Below are 15,767 nucleotides of genomic sequence, written 5' to 3'. Positions count from 1 at the left end.
GGGAGACGAGACAATGACCGAGGTTTTCATTTACGATCACGTCCGCACGCCGCGCGGCCGCGGCAAGAAGGACGGCGCCCTGCATGAGGTGCCTTCCGTCCGCCTCGCCGCCAAGACGCTGGAAGCGATCCGCGACCGCAACGGGCTCGACACGACAACCGTCGACGACATCATCATGGGCTGCGTCGACCCGGTCATGGATGCCGGCGCCGTCATCCCCAAGGCTGCCGCCTTCGAAGCCGGTTATTCCACCCGTGCGCCCGGCATGCAGATCTCTCGCTTCTGCGCCTCCGGCCTCGATGCCGTCAATTTCGCCGCCGGCAAGATCGCCCAGGGCGCCGACGACATCGTCATCGCAGGCGGTGTGGAAAGCATGTCGCGCGTCGGCCTGGGCATGTCGGGCGGCGCCTGGTTCATGGATCCGTCGGTGAATTTCCCGGCCTATTTTATGCCGCAGGGCGTCTCGGCCGATCTCATCGCCACCAAATACGGCTTCAGCAGAACCGATGTCGATGCCTACGCCGTCGAGAGCCAGAAGCGCGCCGCCCATGCCTGGCAGCAGGGCTGGTTCGACAAGTCGGTGATCCCGGTCAAGGACCAGAACGGCCTGACGATCCTGGATAAGGACGAGCACATGCGCCCCGGCACCGATATGCAGGCGCTTGCCTCTCTCAACCCCTCCTTCCAGATGCCCGGCGAGATGGGTGGCTTCGAAGCCGTCGGCATCCAGGCCCATCCCGAGATCGAGCGGATCAACTACGTCCACCATGCCGGCAATTCCTCCGGCATCGTCGATGGCGCCGCTGCGGTGCTCCTGGGATCGAAGGCTGGCGGTGAGAGCATGGGGCTGAAGCCGCGTGGCCGCATCAAGGCTTTCGCCAATATCGGCTCCGATCCGGCGCTGATGTTGACCGGCCCCGTCGACGTGACCGAAAAGCTGCTGAAGCGGACCGGCATGAGCCTGTCGGACATCGACCTCTTTGAGTTGAACGAGGCCTTCGCCGCCGTGGTGCTGCGCTACATGCAGGCCTTCGACATCGATCACGACAGCATCAACGTCAATGGCGGTGCCATCGCCATGGGCCATCCGCTCGGCGCCACCGGCGCGATGATCCTCGGAACCGTGCTCGACGAGCTGGAGCGCCGCGACCTCAACACCGCGCTGGTGACGCTCTGCATCGGCGCCGGCATGGGCACGGCAACGGTTATCGAACGCGTCTGATGGGATCGCGACCCTCTCCACAAGGGGAGGGCTTCACCGCAAGAGAATTCAGGGAGAGGAATTCCCAATGAGCAGCTACACCAATTTCACGCTCGAAACCGACGCCGACGGCATCGCTCTCGTCAAATGGGACATGCCCGGGAAATCGATGAATGTCTTCACCGCCGAGGTGATGGAGGAGCTCAACGCCATCATCGACGCGACGACCGCTGACGTCGCCGTCAAGGGCGTCGTATTCACCTCAGGCAAATCCTCCTTCTCCGGCGGCGCTGATCTTTCGATGATCAAGTCGATGTTCAGCTCCTACCAGGAGGAGAAAGCCAAGAGCCCGGAGACGGCGGTGCAGACGCTCTTTGGTCTGGTCGGCCGGATGAGCGGCCTGTTCCGCAAGCTCGAAACCTCCGGCAAGCCCTGGGTGTCGGCGATCAACGGCACCTGCATGGGCGGCGCCTTCGAACTGTCGCTTGCCTGCCACGGCCGCGTCGCTTCCAATGCCAAGAGCGTCAAGATCGCGCTGCCCGAGGTCAAGGTCGGGATCTTCCCCGGCGCCGGCGGCACCCAACGCGTGCCGCGCCTCGCCAATGCCCAGGACGCGCTGCAGATGATGACGACAGGCCAGTCGTTGAGCGGCTCGCGCGCCAAGGCGATGAACCTCGTGCACCAGGTGGTCGAGCCGGATCAGCTGATCCCCGCCGCCAAGCAAATGATCAGGGATGGCCTGAAGCCGGTCGCGCCGTGGGACGAGAAAGGCTTCAAGCTGCCGGGCGGCGGCATCTGGACGCCGGCTTCCGCCCAGCTCTGGCCGGCCGCGCCGGCGATCCTGCGCCGCGAGACGTCGGGCAATTATCCGGCAGCGCTCGCCATCCTGAAATGCGTCTATGAAGGCCTGCAGGTGCCGTTCGACACCGGTCTGAAGATTGAGCAGCGTTATTTCACGGAGGTGCTGCAGACCCGGGAAGCTTTCTCGATGATCCGCTCTTTGTTCATCTCCATGCAAGAGCTCGGCAAGGGCGCACGCCGCCCGGCCGGTATCCCGAAGACGGAGCTGAAACATGTCGGCGTCGTCGGCGCCGGCTTCATGGGCGCCTCGATCGCCTATGTCACCGCCGCCGCCGGCATTCCGGTGACTCTGATCGACCGCGATATGGAAGCGGCCGCCAAGGGCAAGGCCGTCTCCGAAGGGCTCGTTAAGGATTCGATCGGTAAGGGAAGGCTGACGCAGGACGAAGCGGCAGCCCTTCTTTCCCGCATCTCGCCGTCGGCCGATTATGCCGATCTCGCCAATGCCGACCTCGTCATCGAGGCCGTGTTCGAGGATCGCGAAGTCAAGAAGGCTGTTATCGAGGCGGTCGAAGCAGTGCTGCCCGAGGGCGCGATCTTCGCCTCCAATACCTCGACGCTGCCGATCACGGGCCTTGCGAAGAATTCGAAACGCCCCGCCGACTTCATCGGCATTCACTTCTTCTCGCCGGTCGAAAAGATGATGCTGACCGAGGTGATCCTCGGAGGCGAAACCGGCGACAAGGCGCTCGCCGTCGCACTCGATTATGTCGCGGCGATCAAGAAGACGCCGATCGTCGTCAACGACACCCGCGGCTTCTTCGTCAATCGCTGCGTGCTGCGCTACATGTCGGAAAGCTACGACATGCTGATCGAGGGCGTGCCGCCCGCCATGATCGAGAATGCCGCCAAGATGGCCGGCATGCCTGTGGGGCCGCTGGCTTTGAACGACGAGGTGGCGATCGACCTTTCGCTGAAGATCCTCAAGGCGACGGTCGCCGATCTCGGCGAAAGGGCTGTCGATCCCAGGCACATGGAGCTGATCTCCCGCATCGTCGAAAAGGAAGGACGCTTCGGCCGCAAGAATTCCAAGGGCTTCTATGACTATCCGCCGAAACCGGCGAAGAAGTCGCTCTGGCCGGAGCTGAAGAGCTTCTATCCGCAGAAAAGCCCGGACGAGGTCGACGTCGCCATCCTCAAGCAACGTTTCCTCGTCACCATCGCGCTCGAAGCCGCCCGGACGGTCGAGGAAGGCATCGTCACAGATCCGCGCGAAGCTGATGTCGGCTCGATCCTCGGCTTTGGCTTCGCGCCCTACACCGGCGGGGCGCTGAGCTATATCGATGGGATGGGCGTAAAGGCATTCGTGGAACTGGCAGAAAAGTTAGCGTCAGCTTACGGAGAGCATTTCAAGCCGACGCCGCTATTGAAGGATATGGCCGCCAAGGGTGAGACATTTTATGGCCGGTTCGATCCCTATGCAGGAGCGAAGGCGGCGGCGTAATCTGTTTTTGCTATCGTTTCCGCCAAACGTAGCCACCCTCTGCCGGGCAGGCAGAGGGATGCCAGGTCACGGCGCAAAAGAATCCCGCGCTTTCTCCAGTTCGCCGAATTCCACTTTTCCTTGCCGACGCCTTGCCGCGGACACAATTTCCGATTACACCCGTGCACATCGATCTTGCTAGATGAACTTTGAAACGGCGCTTGCGTCGTTCCTGGCGACCTTCCTCCAAAATCGGTTTTCATCGCCGTTCGGTATTTCCGGGCTGCAATCTTCTATGAGCGATTCGAAAGGATATCGTCATGAACACAGGTACCGTAAAGTGGTTCAACGCAACCAAGGGCTTCGGCTTCATTCAGCCGGACGACGGCGCTGCCGACGTTTTCGTCCACATCTCGGCCGTTGAACGCGCCGGCATGCGTGACCTCAAGGATGGCCAGAAGCTGTCCTACGATCTCGTCCGCGACAACAAATCCGGCAAGATGTCGGCAGACCGCCTCCAGGCGGCCTGAGCCTCCGGGGCTTGAATATCATCTCCGGATCGTGACCACGGATGTACTGGCACGGTTCGTCGAGATGGCAGGGAAGGTCGGGTTAGCCCGGCCTTTTTTCGTTTTCAGTCCACGGCGGGCGCATCACCGCGGGGCGAATTGCTCAACCGCCGGACGCCTCGTCCACCTCCATCGCCTCCATTGCCCGCGCCATGACAGCCCGCGCCACATCGAGCTCGGCTGAGGTAAACGCGGCGCCGAGCTTGTTTGCCCATCCTGCCTGCGCCACCTCGATCGCCCCGAGCCGTGCCGCCCCGTCCGCCGTCAGTCGCACCAGCTTGGCGCGCTGATGCTGCGGGTTGTCGGCATAGGCGATCAGCCCTTCGCTCTCCAGCACGTCGGCCAGCCGCTGAACGCCCTGACGAGCGAGGCCGAGCGCGCGGGCGATCTGCGCCACCGACAGGTCGCCGCGCCTTGCCGCGGCGAGCACCTGCCAGCGCGCACTGGTCTGTCCTGCAGGCTTCGCCAACCGGTCGCCGGCCGCCGTCAGGTGAGCGGCCAGACGCAGGACCGTGATCGCGAAAGCGGAAAAGGCATCCCCTTCCACCGTTCGCTTCGGCCGATTCTGTTTGACAACATGTTGTCTATTCTGTATCTCATTCATAATGACAACACATTGTCATATTGACATGCTGAAAGCAACGCCGATGGGGAGATCGCCATGAAGAAGACTTACAAGGGAAGCTGCCATTGTGGCAAAGTGCACTACGAGGTGGATATCGACCTCGAAGCCGGCACCGGCCGCTGCAATTGCTCGATCTGTGCCAAGCGGCGCTATTGGGGCGCCAACGTCAAGCCCGAGGATTTCCGGCTGATGTCCGACCCGGCGGAGACATCCGATTACCAGTTCAACACGATGAGCGGCCATCACCGCTTCTGCCGCACCTGCGGGGTGCCGGCCTATGGCGACGGTTATGTCGAGGCGATCGGCGGCGCCTATGTCTCGATCAACATCGCCTGCCTGGATAATATTAGGCCGGAGGAACTGGCGGGGCTGCCGGTTCGTTACGCCGATGGCAGGCACGATGCCTGGTGGAACGAGCCCGCAGTGACGAGTTATCTCTGAAGTAATTCCGGTAGAACGCAGCGATCTTGTGTCCGAAATTGCCGAGAGTGAAATGCATCATTGTCGGATTGTTCTCCTGCCGCTCGTCCTCTGTCCATAGCGGAAAAGGAGAACGGCCGTGAAAGACGAAGCAATTGTTAGGCACAAGGAAGAGGCGGTCATCGCCATGCTGATGATGCGGGCCAAGGCGCTGGGGGAAAAGAACGCCGAGGAGGCGCTTTCCTACGAGGCCGAAGATTCCGTGGAATTTTCCCTGGCGCCGCCGCTGGTCATCAACGGCAAGGACAAGGCAGGCCTGCAGGCCTGGTTCGACACCTGGGAAGGCCCGATTGGCGGCGAGGTGCGCGATGCCAAACTGACGGTCGGCGAGGGTGTCGCTTTCTGGAGTGGCCTCACGCGGATGACCGGGACGAAGACCGATGGCACCGAAGTCGATCTCTGGTTCCGTCAGACCCTCGGCCTCGTCAAGCAGGATGGCCGCTGGCTGGTCGCCCACCAGCACGCCTCGGTGCCTTTCGCCATGGATGGCAGCGGCCGGGCACTGCTGGATCTCCAGCCGTGAACACTCCCTCCGGAATTAGGCCGCATTCTCCGCAGTCTTTCCTCGGCCGGCGCGAAGGGCCACGATGCCGACGCCCAGCAACAGCAGGATCGCCGTCGCATAAATGTCCGTCGTCACTTGATAGCCGGCGGATTTCGCCAGGAAGCCTGCCAGTATCGCTGGCAGGCTGAAGGCGAGGTAGCTCTGCACGTAGAAGGCCGACAGCAGTCCGGCCCGCTCGTCCGCTTTGGCGAGCGGCATGATGGTGCCGAGCGAGCCCAGGAAATTGGTGCCGAAACCGGCGCCGGTAAGAATAGTGCCGATCAACAGCAGCGGCACATTGGCGAGATGCACGCCGGCGACGACCGTCAGGATGCCGAGCGTCCTTGCCGATACGCCGAAGCCGAGATTGGCCGTGGCCGTCCTGCCGCGCCTGAGATAGACGGTGATCGCGCCGCTCGCCGTCAAAGCGGCGACGACTGCTCCGCCCGTCAGCGGTGCGGCGCTGCCGGTCGTGGTAGCGACTAGGGAGGGGACCAGCGAAAGGTAGAAACCGCCGACCGTCCAATTGGCGATATTGATCGGCGTCACCAGCGAGAGCGGCCGCCTCGCCTGCGGCGGAATGGAAACGCGCGGGACCAGCGAGCCGAAAACGCCGGGGCGCGTGCCGCCGCTCTCGGGGATCAGCCAGATGGCGGCCGCCTGCAACGCGAAGGCGACGAGCAGCAGCGCATAGACGAGATGCATCGGGAAGGGGCCGTACTGAATCAGGGCGCTGGTGCCGACCGCACCCAGCGCCATGCCGGAAAGCGGCGCGATCGAATTGACGATCTGTCCCTTCGCCCGGTCGACATCGACAAGGGCTGCTCCGAGCGAGGCGCCGGCGATGCCGGTGGCAATGCCCTGGACGATCCGCGCCGCGATCAGCCAGCCGGGGCCGCTGGCGACGACGAATAGGATCATGGCGACGATTTCGAGCAGCAGGGCGGAAAAGATTACCGGCCTGCGGCCGAGATGATCTGAGATCGAGCCGGCTGTCAGCAGCGCCGCCAAGAGCGCGAAGGCATAGACGGCGAAAATAACGGTGATCAGCACCGGCGAGATCGCGAAATTCTCCTGATAGATCCGGTAGAGTGGCGTCGGCACCGAGGAGGCGCCGAAGAAGGTGGCGAGCGTCAGCGCATGGAAACCGATCGAGGGGCGCGGCGCATTCTCTGTGGATTTGGCTGCGGCGAACATATATAAACCCCTTAAAGCTAACCTGTTGCGTTAGCTCGATGTAGGGTGGATGCGCCGCAAAGGCAAATTATTTGCGTTTATGCTCCTGTCAAAGATTTTGAACCATCGATGTCAGGATGAAGGTCGGGTTGCAGGCATGGCAGTGAAAGAGAATCTCCGTCCGGGCGGCAGAAGCGCCCGGGTCCAGGCGTCGGTGCACAAGGCGGCACGCGATCTGTTGGCCGAGATGAACCGCGCCGAGGTGACGATCCCGCTGATCGCCGCCAGGGCAGGCGTGACGCCGTCGACCATCTATCGCCGCTGGGGCGACCTGCAGGAGCTTCTCGCTGATGTCGCCGTCGAGCGGCTGCGGCCCGATATGCAGCCGGTCGACGCCGGCAGCGGCACGGCCGATCTTCAGGCCTGGGCCGAGCAATATGCCGATGAAATGTCCTCCGGGCCGGGCCGCGAGATGATCCGCGACGTGTTGGCGGCGCAGGCCGGCGCCAACGCCAGCAAATGCTGCGAATATACGCGACAGCAGATCGTCGTCATCGCCGACAGGGCAAAGGCGCGGGGCGAAACCTTCCCGGACGTCGATCTTGTGATGGATCAGGTTGTGGCGCCGATCATGTACCGCATCCTGTTTGGCGAGGTGCCGGATACTGCGCGTGTGCGCGATCTCGTCTCTCGCGTCATCAGCCCGGCCGGCTGAGCTTGCCGGCTATTCCGCAGCCGCGCGTTTGAGGCCGGATATCTGGGTGATATAGGCGCGCAGCGCCGCCGGCCGTACCGGTTTGTGCTGAACGGCGATCTCGTGCCGCTCCGCCTCGCTGCGCACTTCAGGCGTGCGGTCGGCAGTAACAAGCAAGGCGGGGATGTCGATGCCGAACTGTCGGCGCAGATGCAGTATTGCGGCAAGGCCGGTGCCGTCGTCGAGATGATAATCGGCGATGGCAAGATCCGGCGGCCCGTCCCGGCCGTCCATGGCGATCACGTCGGCAAGGCAATCAAGCGCCGTCACCTCGCAACCCCAGCCGCTGAGCAGCAGCCGCATGCCTTCGAGGATATTCGGCTCGTTGTCGATGCAGAGGATTTTCAGTCCCTTGAGCGGCTGCCCCGGGCGGTCGGCGAGGGTGACGGCTACCGCAGCCTCGGCCGGGCGTGAGACGTCGAGCGGCATGGAGATGCGAAATTCAGTGCCCCTGCCATGCGTCGAGAGCAGCTCGACCGGATGGTTGAGCACGCGGGAGATGCGGTCGACGATCGAAAGGCCGAGCCCGAGGCCGGAGGCAGTCTTGGCGCCTTCATCCAGCCGCGCGAATTCCTTGAACACGGTGCGAAATTTCGATGGCGGAATACCGATGCCGGAATCGATCACCTGAATGATCACCTGGTTCCCGCGCCGCCGCGCCCCGACCAGCACCTTGCCGGTGATCGTGTATTTTATGGCGTTGGAAACGAGGTTCTGCACCAGGCGGCGCAGGAGGTTCGGGTCTGAGCGGACCCTGAGCGATGTCGGCATGACCACCAGCTTCAGCTGTTTCTCACGGGCGATCGGCGCAAAATCGGTCTCGATTCGCTCCAGGAGGTCGGAAAGCGCGACCGAAGCGAGCCGCGGCCGCATGGCGCCGGTATCGAGCCTGGAGATGTCGAGCACCGCGCCTAGGATGGTTTCGACCGATTCCAGTGCCGAATCGATATTGCGCACGATCGGGCTGTTGTCGGATTGCGCCATGCGCTCGACCAGCGCCGAGGAATAGAGCCGGGCGGCGTTGAGCGGCTGCAGAATGTCGTGGCCGGCGGCGGCGAAGAAGCGGGTCTTGCCGATATTCGCCTCGTCGGCGGCCGCCCGCGCCTCGGCAAGTTCGCGGTTGACGCGGGTGAGTTCCGCCGTCCGTTCGGCGACGCGCTGCTCCAGCGTTTCATTCGCCTGCTTCAATGCCTGGTCGGCGCTGACGCGCTGGGTGATATCGGTGAAGGTGGCGACGATGCCCTTATCGGGCATGGCGTTGGAGCGCACCTCTATGATCCGCTCGCCGCCGCCGAGCACCAGCGCGAAGGGTTTGTCGAGCGTCAGGAAATGCCGCACCGTCTGGTTGAGATCGCCGGGCGCGATGTCCCCGCGCTGGCTGAGTGTGGTAACGATCTCCGACAGGGGAAAGCCGACTTGGCCGGCACTCTCGGGCAGCTCAAGCAGTTGCCGGAAGCGTCGGTTCCAGATCGTCAGCCGGTTGGAACTGTCGAAGACGGCAATGCCCTGATCCATCTGCGACAGCGCCGTCTGCAGCATGTCCTGGTTATATTGCAGCGCTTCGCTTGCCTGGTCGAGCAGCCATGCGGTGTCGGACGAGGCGTCCTCGATCTTCTGCAGAATCAGCGATAGCACCAGCCTTGCCGAGGACGAGCCGATGGCGCTGCCGAGCAACTGTTCGCTGAAATGGATCAGCGCCATATCGGCCTGCTGTTCGTCCTCCAGCTTGCGGCCGGAACTTTGCTCATAGGTCGTGAACGAGCGCTGCATGCGCTCTTCGCCGAGATAACGCGAGATCGCCGCCTTGAGATCGCCGACGCTGATGCGGGTCTTCCAGCCGCGTGTCGCAAACTGCGATCGCGAATGCCGCTTGACGAAGATGCCGGCCTGGATGCGCTCCAGCGGTCGGGCATTGCGGGTGAGCGAGCCGACGATGAAGAAGGCCGTGTTGACGAGCAGGCTCATGACGGTCGCATTGACCAGCGGGTCGGCGTCGGGCGCGGTAAACAGCGTCGCGCCCGGAAAGATGAAGCCGAGCACGGCGCTCGCCACATAGGAATAGTCGGGACCGCCGAGCGACGGCAGGAACAACAGATAGACCCAAATGGTGAAGCCGGAGGTCAGGCCGAGGATGGCGCCGCGCGCATTTGCCCGCCGCCAGATCAGCCCACCGAACAGCGCAGGCGCAATCTGCGCGATCGCCGCAAAGGACAGCAAGCCGATCGAGGCGAGCCCGGCGGTGCTGTCGGTCGAGCGGTAATAGGCATAGCCGAACAGCAGCACGGCGAAGATGGCGCTGCGGCGGATGTTGAGCAGCGTCTTGGCGAAATCGTCGCGCTGGCCGGCGCGGCCGGCAAGTTTGCGCCGAAGGAAGATCGGCATGATGATGTCGTTCGACACCATGATCGACAGCGCCACAGAATCGACGATGACCATTGCCGTTGCGGCGGAGAAGCCGCCGATGAAGGTGATGAGCGAAACCACCGGCATCTGGCCGGCAAGCGGCAGCGACAGCATGTAGAAGTCGGCATTGCCAGTGCCGCCGAAGGTCAGGAGGCCCCCGATCGCCACCGGGAGCACGAAGAGATTGATGGCGACGAGGTAGCTGGGAAACAGGAAGCCCGCGAGTTTCAGCTGCTTTGCCGTTCGGTTTTCGACGACGGTGACGTGGAATTGCCGCGGCAGCATGATGATCGCGAAGGCCGACAGCACGATCAGCGTGATCCAGCGGCTGATCGGCGTATGATAGCTAAGCGCCGACATGACTAGGTCGTTCTCGACGGTTTTGCTCCAGAGGTCCGCCGGGCCATCGAAGAGAAACCAGATGACGCAGACGCCGGCTGTCAGGAAGGCGACGAGCTTGACGACCGATTCCATCGAGACGGCGAGGATGAGGCCGTCCTGATGTTCCGTCGCATCCGTATGCCGCGTGCCGAACATGATGGCGAAGCAGGCAAGCACCAGGGTGGCTATGAGCGGCAGGTCGAGGAAATAGAGATTACCGCTGCCGATGCCGTAGTCGGACGGATTGACCATCGCGCTGACGGTGCTCGAGATCGCTTTCAGCTGCAAGGCTATATAGGGAATGGTGCCGATCAGCGAGATCAGCGCCACGATCGTCGCGACCGTCGGATTCTTGCCGTAACGCGCAGCAACGAAATCGGCGACGGAGGTGAGCTTCTCCGCCTTGGCAAGCTCGATGATGCGGCGAAGCAGCGGCATGCCGAAGGTGAAGACGAGGATGGGGCCGATATAGATACCGGCAAATTCCAGGCCGCGTTGGGCGGCAAGCCCGACACTGCCGAAATAGGTCCAGGAGGTGCAATAGATCGCAAGGCTCAGCGCATAGACGACGGGCCATCCGCCTTCGAGCGCGCCCGGACCGCGGTTCTTGCGGTCGCCGTAGCTAGCCACGGCGAAAAGCAGGAGCAGATAGCCGAAGGCAGACGCGAATATGACCCAGCCTGGAAGCATTAGTCCTCCGCCGGCGAAAAGCCGCCGGCACCTCCCGCAACGAAGTCAGCTTAAGGCATTTCAGGTGCCTTGAAAATTCCCGTCCATCTACACCTTAAGTCAAAGGCCTGGTGGCGACTTCACCAGATAATTGCGATTTGCAATTGATTAATTGCAACGAAAATGTAGCTAATCGAAACAACGGCATATCTCTGAAATGGGATCGAAGGGAGACGGATCCGATGCTCAATGAGTTCAAGGCCTTTATCGCCCGCGGCAATGTCATGGATCTTGCGGTCGGCGTCATCATCGGCGGTGCCTTCGGCGGCATCGTCAAATCGCTGGTCGACGACCTTATCATGCCGATCGTCGGCGCCATTTTCGGGGGCTTCGATTTTTCCAATTATTTCCTGCCGCTCTCGTCGGCCGTCAACGCGCCGACACTTGCCGCCGCCCGCGCCCAAGGGGCGGTCTTCGCCTATGGCAGCTTCCTCACCGTTCTCATCAACTTCCTGATCCTTGCCTGGATTATCTTCCTGATGGTCAAGGCAGTGAACTATCTGCGCCAGCAGGTCGAGCGTCAGGAAAAGCAGGAGCCGGAACAATTGCCGCCGCCGCCGGCCGACGTCCAGCTGCTGACCGAGATCCGCGATCTGCTGGCCAAACGCCCGGCCCTCTGATCGGTCTTCGGCCCGCTGTCGGGCGGGCCGCCATTCATCACGAAAATCGATATGCGATCACTTGTTATCATGGGATTTGCCGGCGCAAATCCGCTATGAAGGCGGAAACCGGAGATATGCATGTCGATTGTGAAAAGCCTCAGCCCGCGCGCCATAGCGGCGCCCGAAAGCGGGATCGTCGAAGTCGTCAATTATGCACGCGGCCGCGAAGGCCTGTTGCCGCTCTGGGTCGGTGAAGGCGATCTGCCGACCCCCGACTTCATCAGCAGGGCGGCGATGGAAGCGCTTGCATCAGGCGAGACCTTCTATACCTGGCAGCGCGGCATTCCGGAGCTTCGCCGGGCGCTGTCGGATTATTACGACAGGCATTTCGCCGTCCGTCTTCCGGCCGAGCATTTCTATGTCACCGGCTCCGGCATGCAGGCGATCCAGATCTGCGTGCAGGCGCTGACTTCGCCTGGCGACGAATTCGTTTATCTCACCCCCGCCTGGCCGAATATTGCCGCAGCCCTCGAAATAGCAGGTGCCCGCTCCGTCGGCGTCCCGCTGCAGTTCGAAGGCGGCAAATGGACGGTCGATCTCGGGCGTGTCGAAGCCGCCATCACATCCGGGACCAGAGGCATCTTCATCAACACCCCTTCCAACCCGACGGGTTGGACCGCGACGAAGAAAGATCTCGGCGATATCCTGGCGCTCGCCCGCAAGCATGATCTCTGGATCATGGCGGATGAAATCTACGCGCGCTATTACTTCGCCGGCGGCCGTGCCGCCTCGTTCCTCGACGTGATGGAGCCGGACGACAAGATCGTCTTCGTCAATTCCTTCTCGAAAAACTGGTCGATGACGGGTTGGCGCGTCGGCTGGATCGTGGCACCCCCCGAAATGGGCCAGGTGCTCGAAAATCTCATCCAGTATTCGACCTCAGGCGTGGCGCAGTTCATGCAGAAGGGCGCCGTCGCAGCCCTTGATCAAGGCGATGATTTCGTCGCCGCCAACATCGCCAAGGCGGCGCGGTCGCGCGATACCCTCTGCGATGCGCTGATTGCCACCAATCGCGTCGAGACGCTGAAGCCCGACGGCGCGATCTATGCGTTCCTGAAGATCGACGGCGTTGCCGACAGCCGCAGCGCCGCCATCGATATCGTCGACAAGACAGGCGTCGGCCTTGCTCCCGGGGCTGCCTTCGGCGCCGGCGGCGAACTCTTCCTGCGTGCCTGTTTCCTGCGCGACCCCGCCCAGGTGGCGATCGCGGCCGAGCGGCTCTGCGACTATATCGTCAAGCGCTGAGAGGGCGCGGGGCACACCGTGCGGGATGATTTCGTGCCGGAATCGGCCGATCGATAAAACTGTAGCGAAGAGCGAAATCGGCCTCTAACCACGACTCCAAACATACCCGTTCAAAAGACTAACAACGGCGCCGTGATAAGAAAATTGGAAAGAAAACCGGCGCCTGATGCCCCTGCTTATAAATTGAAGCGGGGTGTGGGGCATGGCGGTTTTGGTGACGGGCGGCGCCGGATATATCGGCAGTCACATGGTTTGGGCGCTCATCGATGCCGGCGAGGATGTGGTCGTGCTCGACCGTCTCTCCACCGGCTTCCGCTGGGCGGTGGCGCCGGAGGCGCGTTTTTATCTCGGCGACGTCGCCGACCCCGACATCCTGAAGAAGATCTTCATCGAAAACGACATCGAGGCGATCATCCATTTCGCCGGCTCCGCCGTCGTGCCGGTGTCTGTCGCCGATCCGCTCTCTTATTACGACAACAATTCCGGCAGGACCCGTGCGCTTCTTTCCGCCTCGATCAGGGCCGGCATCCGCAACTTCGTCTTCTCCTCGACGGCCGCCGTTTACGGCCAGCAGCAGAGCGATCTGCCGGTGAAGGAGACGGCTCCCCTCAACCCGGAAAATCCGTACGGTCAGTCGAAGCTGATGACCGAAATCATGCTGCGTGATGCCGCCGCCGCCTATGATTTCAACTATGTCGCGCTTCGCTACTTCAACGTCGCCGGCGCTGACCCGCACCACCGTACCGGCCAGTCTACCTCCGGCGCCACGCACCTCATCAAGGTTGCCTGCGAGGCAGCGCTCGGCAAGCGCGACAGCGTCCATGTCTACGGCATCGACTATCCCACCCATGACGGCACCGGCGTGCGCGACTACATCCATGTCAGCGATCTCGCCGATGCGCATCTGAAAGCGCTGCAGCACCTGCGTAGAGACAAGGGCCCGCTCGTCGCCAATTGCGGTTATGGCAGCGGCTATTCCGTGCTCGACGTCTTGAACATGGTCACCCGCCTGCACGGGCATTCCTTCAAGATCCACATGGCGCCGCGGCGCGCCGGCGACTCGGCAAGCGTCGTCGCCGACGCTTCGCTCGCCCGGCAGGTGCTCGACTGGAAGCCCCGATACGACTCGCTTGAGACCATCGTCCAGAGTTCGCTCGATTGGGAACTCTTCCTGTCGAACAGAAACGTCGACGACCTGAACAGCATCCACCGCGCACTTGCCGCCGCATCCTTCTGAGCGGTGTCTATGCGAGCCGCTGCGAAGCCGCAGCGTCAGCCCGAGGGTCCCTGTCGGCCTGAGCAGTCGATCGGTGCCGGGCCTGAAATGCTCTGGAGCGATGGCGCATCCTCGTCTATGCATGGTGCAGCAGATGAGGTGAACCATGCAGCACGGGGAAGTGATCATCGAACGGCGGGGCACTGCCGGCATCATCCGGCTCAACCGGCCGCGGGCGCTGAACAGTCTGACGCTGCCGATGATCCGCGCGCTCACGGAGGCCCTTCATGACTTTGCCTCCGAATCCGAGGTGGCAAGCGTCGTAATCACCGGCGAAGGCGAACGCGGCTTCTGTGCCGGCGGTGATATCCGTGCCTTGCATGAAAGCGCCCGCGCCGGTGATGATCTCGCCGGAACTTTCTGGCGCGAGGAATTCCGCCTCAACCATAAGATTGCCGTCTATCCCAAACCCTATGTCGCGCTGATGGACGGCATTACCATGGGCGGCGGCGTCGGTCTGTCCTCACACGGCCGCCATCGCATCGTGACCGAGCGTACGCGGCTTGCCATGCCCGAAACCGGCATCGGCTATGTCCCCGATGTCGGCGCCACATGGCTGCTGCCCAAGGCACCCGGCGAAGCCGGAACATGGCTCGGCCTGACCGGACTCGACATTGGTGCTGCGGATGCGATCTATGCCGGTCTTGCCGATGTTCAGATCGCTTCGTTGCGGCTCGACGCGGTGATCGATGCTCTTTGCGACCTGCCGCGCGCCAGCGCGTCGACTGAAGTCGATGCCCTGCTGCAGGGATTTTCCGAGCCACTGGGGGAAAGCCGCTTGCGGCAGAACGCCGATATGATCGACCACACATTTTCCTTCGACAGCGTCGAGGAAATCCTCGGGGCTCTCGCCAAGGAAGAGGGCGAGTTTGCCGCCGAGACGCGCCGGGTGCTGCTCAGCCGGTCGCCGACCAGCCTGAAACTCGCTCTGCGGCTGCTGAGGGCCGGCCGGCGCAGCGGTTCGCTCGCCGAATGTCTTCGCCGCGAACTCGGCGCCTGCCTGCAGATGCTGGATAATCCCGATTTCTTCGAAGGCATCCGCGCCGCTGTCATCGACAAGGACCGCAATCCGAAATGGTCACCGGCATCAGTCGAGGCCGTGAAGACGGAAACGGTCGAACGTTTCTTGGAACCGGCCGACCCGCCGCTTTCACTCTGACGCTGTCATCCTCTGCCGAATGCGTGGCACCGTGCGGCGGGTGAGAGCCTTTTGCTTCCTGTTGCCAGTCTCTTCAATACCAAATCTCCGGCGCGACACGCCGAAACCATAGGCCGCCCTGTCCTAAAGCCTAGCTTTCTCTCTCCCTTGACCTGATCGACCGCCAGATACGCTTCGGCATAGTGTCTGTCCGACCCGGAGACATAGGTAACAGTTTGTCCCTAAGACATGGGTGACAACCTCGTGCCGAACGGGTTGTCGATGGTTTGTAAGGTTCTC

General features: G+C 62.5%; 13 protein-coding genes. 10 read left to right on the top strand and 3 right to left on the bottom strand.

The genetic code is table 11. From position 1 onward, the window contains the following. Positions 1-13 precede the first annotated feature (13 nt). From FHT70_RS26630 to FHT70_RS26620, 3 genes are all read left to right on the top strand, one after another. Entirely contained in the window at positions 14-1,222 is a 1,209-nt protein-coding gene (locus FHT70_RS26630) for an acetyl-CoA C-acetyltransferase (RefSeq protein ID WP_085776857.1), read from the top strand. A gap of 67 nt (positions 1,223-1,289) precedes the next feature. Next, entirely contained in the window at positions 1,290-3,506 is a 2,217-nt protein-coding gene (locus tag FHT70_RS26625) for an FAD-dependent oxidoreductase (RefSeq protein WP_183705960.1), read from the top strand. Positions 3,507-3,805: 299 nt separating this feature from the next. Further along, the gene (locus tag FHT70_RS26620; RefSeq protein WP_011423929.1) at positions 3,806-4,015 is read left to right on the top strand and encodes a cold-shock protein; all 210 of its coding nucleotides are present in this window, start codon (positions 3,806-3,808) and stop codon (positions 4,013-4,015) included. Between the two features lie 142 nt (positions 4,016-4,157). On the opposite strand, the gene FHT70_RS26615 is transcribed toward FHT70_RS26620, so the two are convergent. Next, positions 4,158-4,658, bottom strand: a complete 501-nt coding sequence (locus FHT70_RS26615) for a MarR family winged helix-turn-helix transcriptional regulator (RefSeq protein ID WP_183705958.1) — start codon at positions 4,656-4,658, stop codon at positions 4,158-4,160. A gap of 57 nt (positions 4,659-4,715) precedes the next feature. On the opposite strand from FHT70_RS26615, the gene FHT70_RS26610 reads away from it, so the two are divergent. Together FHT70_RS26610 and FHT70_RS26605 are read left to right on the top strand one after the other, a co-directional pair. After that, on the top strand, positions 4,716-5,120 hold the full coding sequence (locus FHT70_RS26610) for a GFA family protein (protein WP_085776860.1): 405 nt from the start codon (positions 4,716-4,718) through the stop codon (positions 5,118-5,120). 118 nt (positions 5,121-5,238) lie between these two features. Further along, a complete protein-coding gene (locus FHT70_RS26605) occupies positions 5,239-5,682 on the top strand; it encodes a nuclear transport factor 2 family protein (RefSeq protein WP_183705956.1) in 444 nt (147 codons plus the stop codon). Positions 5,683-5,697: 15 nt separating this feature from the next. On the opposite strand, the gene FHT70_RS26600 is transcribed toward FHT70_RS26605, so the two are convergent. Continuing rightward, positions 5,698-6,900 carry an MFS transporter gene (locus tag FHT70_RS26600; protein ID WP_183705954.1) on the bottom strand — a complete coding sequence of 401 codons (1,203 nt, stop codon included), beginning with the start codon at positions 6,898-6,900 and terminating at the stop codon, positions 5,698-5,700. Between the two features lie 136 nt (positions 6,901-7,036). On the opposite strand from FHT70_RS26600, the gene FHT70_RS26595 reads away from it, so the two are divergent. Continuing rightward, on the top strand, positions 7,037-7,594 hold the full coding sequence (locus FHT70_RS26595; protein ID WP_183705953.1) for a TetR/AcrR family transcriptional regulator: 558 nt from the start codon (positions 7,037-7,039) through the stop codon (positions 7,592-7,594). Positions 7,595-7,603: 9 nt separating this feature from the next. Here the strand turns inward: FHT70_RS26595 and FHT70_RS26590 are convergent, their stop codons facing one another. Further along, positions 7,604-11,107, bottom strand: a complete 3,504-nt coding sequence (locus FHT70_RS26590; protein ID WP_183705951.1) for a PAS domain-containing hybrid sensor histidine kinase/response regulator — start codon at positions 11,105-11,107, stop codon at positions 7,604-7,606. Between the two features lie 221 nt (positions 11,108-11,328). On the opposite strand from FHT70_RS26590, the gene mscL reads away from it, so the two are divergent. The 4 genes from mscL (at position 11,329) to FHT70_RS26570 (ending at position 15,488) form a co-directional block, all read left to right on the top strand. Continuing rightward, positions 11,329-11,766 (top strand): large conductance mechanosensitive channel protein MscL, encoded by a 438-nt coding sequence (gene mscL, locus FHT70_RS26585; RefSeq protein ID WP_183705949.1) that lies wholly within the window; start codon positions 11,329-11,331, stop codon positions 11,764-11,766. A 120-nt stretch (positions 11,767-11,886) separates the two neighbouring features. Continuing rightward, entirely contained in the window at positions 11,887-13,053 is a 1,167-nt protein-coding gene (locus FHT70_RS26580; RefSeq protein WP_183705947.1) for a pyridoxal phosphate-dependent aminotransferase, read from the top strand. Between the two features lie 202 nt (positions 13,054-13,255). Next, positions 13,256-14,290: a UDP-glucose 4-epimerase GalE gene (galE, locus tag FHT70_RS26575; RefSeq protein ID WP_183705945.1), complete on the top strand. Its 1,035-nt coding sequence runs from the start codon at positions 13,256-13,258 to the stop codon at positions 14,288-14,290. Between the two features lie 145 nt (positions 14,291-14,435). After that, positions 14,436-15,488, top strand: coding sequence for an enoyl-CoA hydratase/isomerase family protein (locus FHT70_RS26570; RefSeq protein ID WP_183705943.1), 1,053 nt, complete (start codon positions 14,436-14,438; stop codon positions 15,486-15,488). Positions 15,489-15,767: the final 279 nt, after the last annotated feature.

Origin of the sequence: Rhizobium sp. BK049, from assembly GCF_014193135.1 — a bacterium.
GTDB lineage: Bacteria > Pseudomonadota > Alphaproteobacteria > Rhizobiales > Rhizobiaceae > Rhizobium.
The sequence above is the reverse complement of the archived record's forward strand: the minus strand, read 5'-3'. Positions and strand labels throughout refer to the sequence as shown.